This is a genomic window from Mesorhizobium sp. CA4 (assembly GCF_020165075.1).
Classification (GTDB): Bacteria; Pseudomonadota; Alphaproteobacteria; order Rhizobiales; family Rhizobiaceae; genus Mesorhizobium.
Genome location: NZ_JAIUHK010000012.1, coordinates 24,104 through 36,813, shown reverse-complemented (window position 1 = coordinate 36,813; position 12,710 = coordinate 24,104). Strand labels below are relative to the sequence as shown.

Annotated in this window: 15 protein-coding genes; 3 read left to right on the top strand and 12 right to left on the bottom strand. The window is 65.0% G+C overall.

All coding sequences use genetic code 11. The annotated features are described in order from the left end of the window. Window positions 1–34: 34 nt before the first annotated feature. Both LB528_RS12270 and tesB read right to left on the bottom strand, forming a co-directional pair. Window positions 35–373 (bottom strand): P-II family nitrogen regulator, encoded by a 339-nt coding sequence (locus LB528_RS12270; protein WP_127280023.1) that lies wholly within the window; start codon window positions 371–373, stop codon window positions 35–37. A gap of 247 nt (window positions 374–620) precedes the next feature. Further along, entirely contained in the window at window positions 621–1,484 is an 864-nt protein-coding gene (tesB, locus tag LB528_RS12265; RefSeq protein ID WP_224715074.1) for an acyl-CoA thioesterase II, read from the bottom strand. A 103-nt stretch (window positions 1,485–1,587) separates the two neighbouring features. Between tesB and LB528_RS12260 the strand changes: the two genes are divergently transcribed. Continuing rightward, window positions 1,588–2,865, top strand: coding sequence for a ubiquinone biosynthesis hydroxylase (locus LB528_RS12260; RefSeq protein ID WP_224715073.1), 1,278 nt, complete (start codon window positions 1,588–1,590; stop codon window positions 2,863–2,865). A 165-nt stretch (window positions 2,866–3,030) separates the two neighbouring features. On the opposite strand, the gene LB528_RS12255 is transcribed toward LB528_RS12260, so the two are convergent. Both LB528_RS12255 and LB528_RS12250 read right to left on the bottom strand, forming a co-directional pair. Then, a complete protein-coding gene (locus LB528_RS12255; protein WP_224715072.1) occupies window positions 3,031–3,561 on the bottom strand; it encodes a hypothetical protein in 531 nt (176 codons plus the stop codon). Between the two features lie 138 nt (window positions 3,562–3,699). Beyond that, window positions 3,700–4,056, bottom strand: coding sequence for a YciI family protein (locus LB528_RS12250; RefSeq protein WP_224715071.1), 357 nt, complete (start codon window positions 4,054–4,056; stop codon window positions 3,700–3,702). Between the two features lie 434 nt (window positions 4,057–4,490). Between LB528_RS12250 and LB528_RS12245 the strand changes: the two genes are divergently transcribed. Beyond that, window positions 4,491–4,916 carry an OsmC family protein gene (locus tag LB528_RS12245; RefSeq protein ID WP_224715070.1) on the top strand — a complete coding sequence of 142 codons (426 nt, stop codon included), beginning with the start codon at window positions 4,491–4,493 and terminating at the stop codon, window positions 4,914–4,916. Between the two features lie 214 nt (window positions 4,917–5,130). Here the strand turns inward: LB528_RS12245 and LB528_RS12240 are convergent, their stop codons facing one another. The 7 genes from LB528_RS12240 to LB528_RS12210 form a co-directional block, all read right to left on the bottom strand. Beyond that, complete coding sequence (locus tag LB528_RS12240) at window positions 5,131–5,763, bottom strand: YceH family protein (protein ID WP_224715069.1); 633 nt, start codon at window positions 5,761–5,763, stop codon at window positions 5,131–5,133. Between the two features lie 113 nt (window positions 5,764–5,876). Further along, window positions 5,877–6,656 (bottom strand): succinate dehydrogenase iron-sulfur subunit, encoded by a 780-nt coding sequence (locus LB528_RS12235; protein WP_224715068.1) that lies wholly within the window; start codon window positions 6,654–6,656, stop codon window positions 5,877–5,879. Beyond that, the gene (locus LB528_RS12230) at window positions 6,656–7,090 is read right to left on the bottom strand and encodes a DUF3052 domain-containing protein (RefSeq protein ID WP_224715067.1); all 435 of its coding nucleotides are present in this window, start codon (window positions 7,088–7,090) and stop codon (window positions 6,656–6,658) included. The genes LB528_RS12235 and LB528_RS12230 overlap by 1 nt, the downstream gene beginning before the upstream one ends. Before the next feature lie 2 nt (window positions 7,091–7,092). Continuing rightward, entirely contained in the window at window positions 7,093–8,928 is a 1,836-nt protein-coding gene (sdhA, locus tag LB528_RS12225) for a succinate dehydrogenase flavoprotein subunit (RefSeq protein ID WP_224715066.1), read from the bottom strand. 4 nt (window positions 8,929–8,932) lie between these two features. Further along, window positions 8,933–9,328, bottom strand: a complete 396-nt coding sequence (gene sdhD / locus LB528_RS12220; protein WP_224518041.1) for a succinate dehydrogenase, hydrophobic membrane anchor protein — start codon at window positions 9,326–9,328, stop codon at window positions 8,933–8,935. Next, entirely contained in the window at window positions 9,328–9,750 is a 423-nt protein-coding gene (gene sdhC / locus LB528_RS12215; RefSeq protein WP_224518043.1) for a succinate dehydrogenase, cytochrome b556 subunit, read from the bottom strand. The genes sdhD and sdhC overlap by 1 nt, the downstream gene beginning before the upstream one ends. 367 nt (window positions 9,751–10,117) lie before the next feature. Beyond that, window positions 10,118–10,639 (bottom strand): hypothetical protein, encoded by a 522-nt coding sequence (locus tag LB528_RS12210; protein ID WP_224715065.1) that lies wholly within the window; start codon window positions 10,637–10,639, stop codon window positions 10,118–10,120. Window positions 10,640–10,998: 359 nt separating this feature from the next. Between LB528_RS12210 and LB528_RS12205 the strand changes: the two genes are divergently transcribed. After that, window positions 10,999–11,352 (top strand): hypothetical protein, encoded by a 354-nt coding sequence (locus LB528_RS12205; RefSeq protein WP_224715064.1) that lies wholly within the window; start codon window positions 10,999–11,001, stop codon window positions 11,350–11,352. Window positions 11,353–11,518: 166 nt separating this feature from the next. Here the strand turns inward: LB528_RS12205 and LB528_RS12200 are convergent, their stop codons facing one another. Further along, window positions 11,519–12,709, bottom strand: a complete 1,191-nt coding sequence (locus LB528_RS12200) for a GGDEF domain-containing protein (protein ID WP_224715063.1) — start codon at window positions 12,707–12,709, stop codon at window positions 11,519–11,521. Window position 12,710 lies beyond the last annotated feature (1 nt).

The following is a 12,710-nucleotide window of genomic DNA, read 5'->3' as shown; positions in this document are numbered from 1 at the left end:
CATTGAACTCTCCGTTGGAATGGATGGTCGCCGCTTAGAGCGCGTCGGTGTCTGTTTCGCCGGTGCGGATGCGCACTGCCTGGTCGATGCCGAAGACGAAAATCTTGCCGTCGCCGATCTGGCCGGTCTTGGCGGCCGCGGTGATGGCTTCGACGGCCTTGTCGACCATGTCGGCAGCGACCGCGACCTCGATCTTGATCTTGGGCAGGAAGCTGACCGCGTATTCCGCGCCGCGATAGATTTCGGTATGCCCCTTCTGACGCCCGTAGCCTTTGACTTCGGTGACGGTCAGGCCCTGGATGCCGACGGCGGTGAGCGCTTCGCGCACCTCGTCGAGCTTGAACGGCTTGATGATTGCCATCACGATTTTCATAAGGTTTCACCCTTTGCTGTTGCGGTCCCCCGCGTTTGCACACCTTCACCGATCCCGAGGAGCCGGAGAGTGCCCGACAGGATTCAAGCTCCGTGCCAGTTGCCGAAGCAGGATGTTAACCTCTTGTAAACAAAGAGAATGGGCGACCGCTGCACATCATTCGCGCACAGGCTGGTCGGCGTCACTGCATAAAAAGTAGGCAGAAAATCAAAAATGCGCGCTTATCAGGCAGACCATTGAAGCCGGCTCAGCGCTTCATCCGGATGAGGCCTTCCTGGGCGACCGAGGCGATCAGCGTTCCGTCGCGCGCGAACAGCGAGCCGCGGGTGAAGCCGCGCGATCCTTGCGTCGACGGGCTGTCCTGATTGTAGAGGATCCAGTCGTCCAGCGAATGGCTGCGGTGGAACCACATGGCGTGGTCGAGGCTGGCGGCCTGGATGTCGCGGTCGAAGATGGCGCGGCCATGCGCGAAGGTCGAGGTATCGAGCAGCGTCATGTCGGAGAGATAGGCAAGCACCGCCGCCTGTGTCGCGCGGTCATCCGGCACCGGGCCGGTGGTGCGGATCCAGATGTTCTGCTGCGGCTCCAGCTTCTCGCGGCTCGTATAGTGCTTCAGCATCACCGGCTTCATCTCGATCGGCCGGTCGCGCTCCCAGTAGCGCCTGATGCCTTCCGGCACCGCCTCACCGAACTTGCCGAGCAGCTCGCGCTGGGTGAGCAGCGTGTCGGGCGCCGGCACGTCGCGCGGCATCGGCAGCTGATGCTCGAGCCCGACCTCGTCCTGCTGGAAGGACGCCTCCAGCGAAAAGATCGCCTGACCATGCTGGATCGCCACCACCCGGCGCGTGGTGAAGGAGCCGCCGTCGCGGATGCGGTCGACCTCGTAGACGATCGGCAGCTTGGTGTCGCCCGGCCGCATGAAATAGCCGTGCAGCGAATGCACGTGGCGTTCCGGCTCGACAGTGCGCTGCGCGGCGACCAGCGCCTGGGCGATGGTCTGGCCGCCGAATACGCGCTGCCAGTCGACCTTGGGGCTGCGACCACGATACAGATTGTGTTCGAGCTGCTCGAGGTCGAGAATGTCGAGAAGCTCGTCCATGGCCGCGGTCATGTTTGAAATCCTTCAAGGATGTGCCATGGCCGGTTTCGGACAGGACGCGCAGGCAGTCAAGGCCGCAACGGCAGCCGGCTGAAGCCGCGAAAGGGATGATGCCATGGTCGACAGCAAGCCGAATGGAGCAGGGGCGAACGGGAGCCGCGAGGCGCCGCTCGACGTGCTCATTGCCGGTGCAGGCTATGTCGGCCTCACGGCGGCCGTGTCGCTGAAGCAGGCGCGGCCGGGGCTCGCCATCGCCATCGTCGATGCCGCCCCCGCCGGCGTCTGGCAGAAAGACGGCCGCGCCTCGGCCATTGCCGCCGCCGCCAGCCGCATGCTGCAACTGCTCGGCGTCTGGGAAGAGATTGCGCCGGAAGCGCAGGCGATCACCGAAATGATCATCACCGATTCGCGCGCCGCCGACCCGGTGCGTCCCGTGTTTTTGACCTTCGACGGCGAGGTGGCGCCCGGCGAACCTTTCGCCCACATGGTCGCTAACCGCGACCTCAACGGCGCGCTGCGCCGGCGCGCCGAAAAGCTTGGCATCGACATCATCGAAGGCATGGCGGTCAACGCCTTCGACGCGAATGGCGCCGGCATCACCGTGCATCTGGCCGACGGCGCGACGCTGAAGACGCGGCTGCTGGTCGCCGCCGACGGCGTCAATTCGAAATTGCGCGACATGGCCGGCATTAAGACGGTGAAGTGGGAATACGGCCAGTCCGGCATCGTCTGCACGGTGGCGCATGAGCGCCCGCACAACGGCCGCGCCGAGGAGCATTTCCTCCCCGCGGGTCCCTTCGCCACGCTGCCGCTGAAGCCGGACAAGGACGGCACCAACCGCTCGTCGATCGTCTGGGTGGAGCGAACGGAAGATGCCAAGGCGCTGGTCGAGGGCGACGAGTTCGTCTTCGAGCACGATCTGGAGCAGCGCTTCGGCCTGAAGCTGGGCGAGATCCGCGTTGCCGACAAGCCGCGCGCCTGGCCGCTCGGCCTGACGCTCGCCCGCGCCTTTGTCGCGCCGCGCATCGCGCTCGCCGGCGATGCCGCGCACGGCATCCACCCGATCGCCGGCCAAGGCCTCAATCTCGGCTTCAAGGACGTGGCGGCGCTCGCCGAAGTGGTGGTCGAGGCCGACCGGCTCGGCCAGGATATCGGCGCCCTCGATGTGCTCGAGCGCTATCAGCAATGGCGTCGCTTCGACACGCTGCAGATGGGCGTCACCACCGACGTCTTGAACCGTCTCTTCTCCAACGACATCGGCCCGCTGCGCGCCGCGCGCGATCTCGGCCTTGGCCTCGTCGAGCGCATGCCAAGGCTGAAAGAGTTCTTCATCCGCCAGGCCTCGGGCCTGTCCGGCGACACGCCAAGGCTGCTGAAGGGCGAGGCGATCTAGCGATCTTGGTTCGCGACGCGGTAGGGTTTGTCGAGATTCAGGTCAGGCCGAGTCGAAAATGGTGGGTTCCGAGAACCGGAGCGGAGCGTACTTAACGTACGTGAGCACCGGAAGCGCAGGAAGCCGGCATTTGCAGGCCGGCCTCACCTGAACATCGGCAAACCCTTAATTCACCTCGAACCCCAGCTTCTGCCGCAACCTCAGCATCCGCTGGTCGGCTATTCTGAGGCTCTGCTCGCCGCCTTGCGCGACGCGGTTCAGCATCCTGAGCAGGTCGTCCCGCTCATGCGGATCGAGGCGCTCGCGCAGGAACGGCGCCAGCTTGTCGATGACGATCGTCGTGTCGTCGATCTGCGCGGCGGCCCATTTGGCGTAGACGACCGCCTCGTCGGTCTTCTTCTGGCTGTCCGCGATCTGCGCGATCACCTCGCGAATGAGCGCCTCGCGCTGCGGCAAGACCGGACCGTGCTCCGCGACGATCGCGGTGATCAGCGTCGCCGCCGCCACCACCGGATCGTCGATCGCCGTCAGCGGTGAGAGCGCGGCCTGATTGCGCAATTTCTTGCGACGGATGTTGCCCTGGACGCGCCCGACGACATCGGCGACCTCGCGCGCGGCGTCGCTCATATATTTCAGCCGGTACCACCAAATGGCGGCCGCGCCGAGCACGCCAAGCAAAGCGATCAGGAAAGGCATGCCGAATTCCCCCGAAATCGCGGCGACGATAAGAGAAGCGCGGCGTCGCTTCAACAAGCAACGGTTGCGTCCGTGAAGAAACCCTGAAGATGTTTCCCGCAAGAGACAGCTTCAACCGGCGCCCATGCTGACCGGCGGCTATGACCCCGGCACGTCGTAGATCGCCCTGATCTCTACCGTACCGAGCTCCGCAAGCGGGATCTTGGCCGCAATGTCGAGCGCTTCGTCGAGATCGACGGCCTCGATCATGACGAAGCCGAGCAACTGCTCCTTGGTCTCGGCGAAGGGGCCGTCGGTCACCAGCACCTTGCCATTGCGCCGCCGGAGCGATTTCGACGTCTTCACCGGCTGCAGCGCCTGCGCGATGACCAGCTTGCCTTGCCGGTCGAGCTCCCGGTCATAGCCGAGCGAGTCGGCATCGAGCTCGGCCATGCGCTCGGGGGTCAGCGCGTAGAGGCCCTTTTCCCCGCCATAGACCAGCAGGACATATTTCATTTCGAGCTTCCTTCCGTTGAGGCGTTATAGGAGGCGAAGGCGACGGTGTCGGCTTTGCCTGCCGTCGCCGCATGGTCGAGCAGGCATGTCGCGACGCCGATGAGGCGATGGCCGCCGCCAGCCGGCCGAAGCCGAGCGCCGGCGGATTCAGCCAGAATTCTTCAAGTCGCCTCCCATTTCGCTCGGGCTTTCCCCAGATCGCAAGAAACAGATTGTCCATCTTGACCTCCATCGGCCGGGAGTGGCCGCTCGCAGGACGGCCGGGCAGACGGTAAGTCGACATTCTCGCACGCGCTTTTTTTGGAGAATTTTCGAAGCGCCTTGGGCGAGCACAATCATACCGGGACATGGATGGTCTTCCGGCCGGCCCGCGCTATAGTCTTCGGGAACGCCGGCGCCTGCCGGCGCAAACCCCGACAAGGCAGGAGGACTCCATGGACCGCACCGCAAACGCCGTCTGGAAAGGCAATCTGAAGGAAGGCAACGGCACGCTGGACACCCAGAGCGGCACCTTGAAGGGCACGCCCTATTCGTTCAAGGCGCGCTTCGAGGACGAGAGCGGCAAATCCGGCACCAATCCGGAAGAGCTTATCGCCGCGGCGCATGCGGGCTGCTACGCCATGCAGCTGTCGCACTTCCTCGCCGAAAACGGCACGCCGGCCGCCGAGCTCGAGGCCAAGGCAGTGGTGACGCTGGTCCCCGGCACCGGCATCACCGGCAGCGCCATCACCCTGGTCGGCAAGGTGCCGGGCATCGACGCGGCGAAGTTCAAGGAACTCGCCGAGAAGGCCAAGGCCGAATGCCCGGTATCGAAGGCGCTGGGAGCGATCAAAGTGTCGCTGGATGCAAGGCTGGGGTGAGAAGCTTCTCCGCGGAGGCTGGTGATCCTTCGCGCCCCCCTCTGCCCTACTGGGCATCTCCCCCTCAAGGGGGGAGATCAGATGTCGCGTCGGCTTTCGCCAATCGCCGACGGTGAAAGAAGGGCGCGGGCGCCGGACCTGCTAATCTCCCCCCTCGAGGGGGAGACGTCCGGCAGGACAGAGGGGGGTGCCTCGCGCCAATCTTTCCAGCGAGCTAGCCGCCCAGCGCCTCGATCTTCGCCCGCAGCGCCGCAACCTCTTCCTCGAGCGCCTTAACGCGAGCCTCAAGCCCGGAATCCGAAGATGTCGCCACCGGCTGCCAGAGCGCCGCCGTCGCAGCCGCCTCCACCGGGCCGCTCAAGAGATGCACATAGCGCTCCTCGCGCTGGCCGGGCGCGCGTTCGAGCAGCTGGATCAGCGGCGGCCGGCGGCCGATCATGAGGTCGAGATTGTCGCGCAGCTCCTCGATCGAAGCAAAGCGCGCCATGCGTTCCGAACGGGCGAGCAATTCATGCGCCGTCTGCGCGCCGCGCAACAGCAGCAGCCCGATCACCGCGATCTGCGGCGTGGTCAGCGAAAAGCGCTGCGCCATCAGATGTTCGTAACGCTCGACGCGCGAAGCGAAGGCCTGGCGCACGAGGCCTTTCTGCTCGAGCGTGCTCAAGGCCCGCCGGACCTCCGTCAGCTCCAGTGCCATCACCGGCTCACGCGCCGTCTTCTGGTTGGCGGCCTGATGCGCGCTGTTGAGCGTCAGCGGATAGACGTCCGGCGTCAGCTCCTTCTTCTCGATCAGGGAACCCAGCACACGCGCTTCGACGGGGGACAGGATGGGGAGATCTTCACTCATCGTTGGCTATCCTTTTCGACGCTGGGGGGACAGCGCACCCCTCTGTCGGGCAGGCCAGAGGGGGGTGTGAAGGAACGCTGCGATCGACGTGGTTGCGAGCGAACCCTCCAACTCTAAACGCGCCGCTCCACCATCATCTTCTTGATCTCGGCGATCGCCTTGGCGGGGTTAAGCCCCTTCGGGCAGGTCTGCGCGCAATTCATGATGGTGTGGCAGCGATAGAGCCGGAACGGGTCTTCGAGATTGTCGAGCCGTTCGCCCGTCGCTTCGTCGCGGCTGTCGATCAGCCAGCGATAGGCCTGCAGCAACGTGGCCGGGCCGAGATAGCGATCTCCGTTCCACCAGTAGCTCGGGCAGGAGGTCGAGCAGCAGGCGCATAGGATGCATTCGTAGAGCCCGTCGAGCTTCTCGCGGTCCTCATGGCTTTGCAGCCATTCCTTGGCGGGCGTCGGCGAAACCGTCTTCAGCCAGGGCTCGATCGAGGCATGCTGGGCGTAGAAATTGGTGAGGTCGGGCACCAGGTCCTTGATCACCGGCAAATGCGGCAGCGGGTAGATCTTCACCGCGCCCGAAATGTCCTCGGCGCCCTTGGTGCAGGCCAGCGTGTTGGAGCCGTCGATGTTCATGGCGCAGGAGCCGCAAATGCCTTCGCGGCAGGAGCGGCGCAGCGTCAGCGTCGGGTCGATCTTGTTCTTTATCCACAAGAGCGCGTCGAGCACCATCGGCCCGCAATCGTCCATGTCGACGAAATAGGTGTCCATGCGCGGGTTCGCGTCATCGTCCGGCGACCAGCGGTAGACGCGGTATTCGCGCAGGTTCGTCGCGCCTTCCGGCTTTGGCCAGGTCTTGCCCTGCTGGACCTTGGAATTCCTGGGAAGCGTGAGTTCGACCATTACCTGCGGTCCTTTCGGATGACGAGCTTCAGCCCGGACCAGATTTCGTTGACGGCGGCGACCTTGACGTCGACCAGGTCGCGCTTCAGCGCCTCGGCGCGGATCACGCCCTCGGTGACGTCGGTCGGCGCTTTCGATGCCTTCTTCGGCCAGGAGACCCAGACCATGCCGTCGCGCTTGATCGCGGTCTCGATGCCGGCCAGGCCGTCCTCGATCTCGGCGCGCTGCCGGACGAAGGCGTGCACGGCATCGTATTTGCGGCTGCCCGAGATCGCCGACCACTTCGGCAGCCGATCGACCTTGGCGAAGGACACCGCTTCGGGCAAATCGTCCAGCTCCGGCGGCAGCGCGATGAAAACGGCAACCATGCCGTCCTTCAGGCCGAGCTTGGCCGGAAGAGACGTGCCGGAATACCCGGTAGCCGCGAGCGCCATAATCAGTATACCCGCGCCTTCGGCGCGATCTTGGCCAGGCTGATGCCGCCATCCTTCTCCGCCAGCAGCGGCTCGGTGTGCACCGGCCGGTAGGTCAGCGTCACCTGGCCGTCCTCGCTCAAATGGGCAAGCGTATGCTTGCGCCAGTTGGCGTCGTCGCGCTTGTCGAAATCCTCACGCGCATGTGCGCCGCGGCTCTCCTTGCGCGCCTCGGCGCCGTAGACCGTGGTGATGGCGTTGGCCATCAGGTTTTCCAGCTCCAGCGTCTCGACGAGGTCGGAATTCCAAATCATCGAGCGGTCGGTGACCTTGATGTCCTTGAGCTCGCCCCAGAGTTCCGAAACGCGCTTGCAGCCGTTCTCGAGCGATTCCTGCGTGCGGAACACCGCGGCGTCTTCCTGCATGGCGCGCTGCATCTTCTCCCGGAGCACAGCCGTCGGCGTCGAGCCGTTGGCGTGACGCAGCCGGTCGAAGCGGTCCATAATCTTCTCGACCGACGCTTCGCTGGGCGACGGGATCGCCGACTTGCGGTCGATGACCTGGCCGGCGCGGATGGCCGCCGCGCGGCCGAACACGACGAGGTCGATCAGCGAGTTCGAGCCAAGCCGGTTGGCGCCATGCACCGATGCGCAGCCGGCCTCGCCGACCGCCATCAGGCCGGGCGACACGCGGTCCGGATTGTCGAAGGTCGGATTGAGCACCTCGCCCCAGTAATTGGTCGGCACGCCGCCCATATTGTAGTGGACCGTCGGCAGCACAGGGATCGGCTCCTTGGTGAGGTCGACGCCGGCGAAGATCTTGGCCGACTCCGATATGCCCGGCAGCCGCTCGTGCAGCACGGCCGGATCGAGGTGGTCGAGATGCAGGAAGATGTGGTCCTTGTTCTTGCCGACGCCGCGGCCTTCGCGGATCTCCAGCGTCATGCAGCGCGAGACCACGTCGCGCGAGGCAAGGTCCTTGGCCGACGGCGCGTAGCGCTCCATGAAGCGCTCACCCTCGGAGTTGACGAGATAGCCGCCTTCGCCGCGCGCGCCTTCGGTGATCAGGCAGCCGGCGCCGTAAATGCCGGTCGGATGGAACTGCACGAACTCCATGTCCTGCAGCGGCAGCCCGGCCCTGGCCGCCATGCCGCCGCCGTCGCCGGTGCAGGTATGCGCCGAGGTGGCGGAGAAATAGGCGCGGCCGTAGCCGCCGGTCGCCAGCACCACCATCTTGGCCGAGAAGCGGTGGATGGTGCCGTCGTCGAGGTTCCAGGCCACGACGCCGGTGCAGGTGCCGTCCGGCTCCATGATCAGGTCGAGCGCGAAATACTCGATGAAGAACTGCGCATTGTTCTTCAGCGACTGGCCGTAGAGCGTGTGCAGGATGGCGTGGCCGGTGCGGTCGGCCGCCGCGCAGGTGCGCTGCACCGGCGGACCGTCGCCATAATTCATCATATGGCCGCCGAACGGCCGCTGATAGATCTTGCCTTCCTCGGTGCGCGAGAACGGCACGCCATAATGCTCGAGCTCGTAGACGGCGGCCGGCGCCTCGCGCACCATGTATTCCATGGCGTCGACATCGCCCAGCCAGTCCGAGCCCTTGACGGTGTCGTACATGTGCCATTGCCAGGAGTCCGGCCCCATGTTCGACAGCGAGGCGGCGATGCCGCCTTGCGCCGCGACGGTGTGCGAGCGCGTCGGGAAAACCTTGGTGATGCAGGCCGTGCGCAGCCCCTGCTCGGCCATGCCGAGCGTGGCGCGCAGGCCGGCGCCGCCGGCGCCGACGATCACGACGTCGAATTTGTGGTCGACGAAAGTGTACGCGGAAGCCGTGCTGGCTGTATTTGCGTTGGCCAAGACGTCAGCCTCCGAATGCGAGTTTGAGCAGGGCAAATAGCGAAGCGACGCCGACTGCCACGCAGAAGAACGTGTTGAGCGCGATCAGCGCCAGCTTCATGCCCTCGCCATGCACGTAATCCTCGATGATCACCTGCATGCCGATGCGCATGTGGTAGAGAGGCGAGATCAGCACCAGCCCGAGCATGACCACCACGAACGGGTTCGCAAGCGCCGCCCGCACATCCGCGTAGTCATGGCCGTTGACCGCGATCAGGAAGCCGACGAAGAACAGGATCAAAGGAATATTGGCGATGGCGGTCAGCCGCTGCCGCCAGAAATGCCCGGTGCCCTCGCGCGCCGAACCGAGGCCGCGGACTCTCGCCAGCGGCGTGCGCATGTCCGAATTGTTGGCGGCCATCAGAATGCTCCCCGCGCCATATAGCCGGCGATCCAGATCAGAAGCGTGAGCACGATCGAACCGGCGAGCGTCGCCCAGGCGATCCTGGACGCGGTGTGTTTTTCCAGTCCTGCGCCGGTGTCCCAGATAAGATGGCGCAGCCCGCCCAGCATGTGGTGCATCAGCGCCCAGGTGTAGCCGAACAGAACCAGCCTGCCGAGCCAGGAGCCGAAGGCCCAGTTGACCCAGTCGAAGGCGGGCTGCGAGCTCGCAGCGGCGATCAGCCACGCTGCCACCAGCAGCGTTCCGAAATAAAGCGCGCCGCCGGTGATGCGATGGATGATCGACATCGTCATCGTGATCGGCGGCCGGTAGATCGTCAGATGCGGCGAGAGCGGCCGTTCACGTCTGGCAACTGTGTGGGTGGCTGGTGATTTGCTCATGGCTCCCCCAGATCGGCATCCTGGAGCCGCGATGGGAATGCGGCCTTTGCCGCCCTCATATATGGCTCCGGACAGCCGGTTTCTAATGCGCTTTTTGCACCGCGTCAAAGCCGGAAAATCGTTTTGGAAACATCATTTAGTCTGACAAATTGGCCTTGGCGCGCTTCAATCGATTAGCGGCTGTTTCGACGCCGGCGCAGCATTCGTTGCAGTGCAACAAGATCGCGCGCCGGGTGGGTTGAGATTCAGGTCAGGCCGAGCCGAAAACGACAGGTTCCGAGAACCGGAGCGGAGCGGGTACGTGAGCACCAAAAGCACAGGAAGCTGCCGTTTGCAGGCCGGCCTCACCTGAAGATCAGCCCACCCGCTATCTCCGACAAGTCTGCGGGGTGGACCCTCTCTTCATCACCAGCGCTTCGCGTCCGTCGATCACGATTGCGTCATGCGTCGCCGCTTCCTGGTAACGGCTGCTCTGGTTGGCGGGCGAGGCCGCGAATTCCTCGGTCGAGCCATCGGGGCGGACCACGCGCAACGACGAGCCGAGATTCTGGATGGTGATCATGCCGCTATTGCCGCATCTGTAGCTGGCCGTGCCTACGCCGGATCGCGGCACGGTAAGGTCGGTGACGATCTTGGTTGCGGGCGCAGGCGTCTTGGCCGTCGCAGGTGCCGGCGCGGTTGTCGCTGTCGGGGCCGGTGCAGGTATCGGGGGCGTTGCAGCTGCCGTTCGCGCCACGGGTGCGGCGGAGGGCGAGGCCGAAGCAGGCGAAGCGGCGGTCGGCGGAGCGGCATTCGCCGCCTTCGGCGCGCCGTCCTGCGGCACGCAGGCCGCAGCCGCAAGAAGCAGCGGGATGGTGATCGACACCCGAACCATGTGGCCAAAGCTCATGCGCTGCCCTTTCGTGTGCGGCACGCTACAGCAATTCCAGGAAAAGTGTGAACGGTTGGGTTGGGCGCTTTCGCCTTAGCCTTCCGTCAGGAATTGCGTCGAAACAAAGAGAGAGGCGGTTGCCTTTCCGTGAAACGGTGGACCGCTGTAGCCACGCGGCGCCGCAAGATCAAGTTGACCCGGAGTCAGCCCTGCGCCAGGCCGCCCGCCGCCGGGAAAGCCCGCCCTCGAAATTAACCATGTTCCTTAAGAAGCGACGCCGAAAACCTCCCGCCTCTTAACAAAGGTTAAGAAAGGGTTAATTTCCGATTCGAATCGGAATCAGGCGCGATCCGTCGCGCCGATCAAGGGAGAGCGACATGCGTTCGAATTCAGTGCGGGCAGGCGTTGCCGCCGCGGCGTTCGCGGCGCTGGTGACGGCAATCGCCGCGCCGGCGGAAGCCGGCTTGCGCCACCATGACCGTGTCTATGCCGATTCCTTCGGCAATCTCGTCATCGACAGCGCCGCCGGCTACAAGCGGATCATCGTCGGCGAGGGCAAGCTCGCGAAGGAATTTTCCGAATACACCGGCGGCCAGCCGGGTGTGATCTATGACGATTCGGACGAGGCCAGCGCGCCGGGCTGCTACCAGCCGCCTGTACTGGTCAAGGGGCGCTCCTATATGTACGGGCTTTCCGACGGCGAGATGCCCAATCTCAACCCTTGCCGTTGAAGACCGTCGGCGTTTGGCGCCGCCGCAGCGCCCCTGACACGCGCCTCGTGTCATGGACGGCAACCGCGCGGCGCCCCAGCAGCCTCGCGACAACAAGGTTGATCATCAGGCTGAAGTCGGCGCTGCCCACATCCTCCTTCGTCGGACGTTGCGCGTCAGCCTGCGATCAGCCGACGGCGAGCGGCTCGGCAGCGAAGGCGGTTTCAGGTCTCTCATAGGAAAGCCGCACGCTGTCGCGGCCGTTCTTCTTGGCCTTGTAGAGCGCCTCGTCGGCGCGCCGCATCAGCGGCATCAGCCCTTCCCTGCCGGAGCGGGCGGCGACGCCGAAGCTCGCGGTCACCCTGATCCCGGGTGGCAGGCCCTCGATTGCGCCGGCCGAATAGAAAGCGCGGATCCCTTCGGCAAAGAGCCTTGCCGCCCCCAGGTCGCTGAGCGGCAGAAGCACGGCGAACTCTTCGCCGCCGATGCGGCCGGCGGCCCCGCGCGCGCCGGTGGCGGAGCGCAGCTTGGCGGCGAAGTCGGCGATCACCCGGTCGCCGGCCTCATGCCCATGCTGGTCGTTCAGCGCCTTGAAGTGATCGAGATCGGCAAGCACCAGCGCGACGGGAAAGCCGGCCTTGCCGCACTGGTCGAGCAAGAGGATCGCCCTCTCCTCGAAGCCGCGGCGGTTGAGGATGCCGGAGAGCGGGTCGGTATGGCTCTCGGCCTTCAAGGTCTTCATCACGTCGAGCGCCGCCGCCGTGAACAGGCTAAGCGCGATCAGCAGCGACAAAAGCGCGTGCGAAAGCAGCGCCGTCGTCCAGTAGGACGAGCCGTAGAAGCCGTCATAGCCGGGGAACGGCCCGTGCGCGACGATCAGCGTGCGGGCAATGAAGTTCAGCCCGGAAAGCAGCGACAGCGCGAGCAGGATCTTTTCGGTCGGACCGTTGCGGCGCACCGTTCTCAGTTCCGCGGCGACCAGCAGGCTGAGCGCGCCGAAACCGAAATTCATGACAAGCACGCGCCAGGTGAGGTCCGGCTGGACGAACATGAACCAGATGAAGGCGGCGAGCCCGCCCCCGGTCATGATTGCGATAGCGACATAGGGCACGCGCCGCCCGTAGCGCGCGATGATCGCGCTGGAGAGGCAGCAGGCCGCGATCGTGAAGCAGATGTTGGAAACGAGCTTGGTCAGCGCCACGCCGATCGGAAGCGTGAAATATTGCAGCAGGAAACCCGGCGCCGAGAGGCAGTAGCTCGCGCCAAGCACAGCCAGATAGGGTCGATGGCGCTGATAGGACCACAGCACGAGGAACGCAGCGCCGAGCGCCAGCGCTATCGTCGGATTGAGCAGCGCTATGAGCAGACCGGTGTCCAAA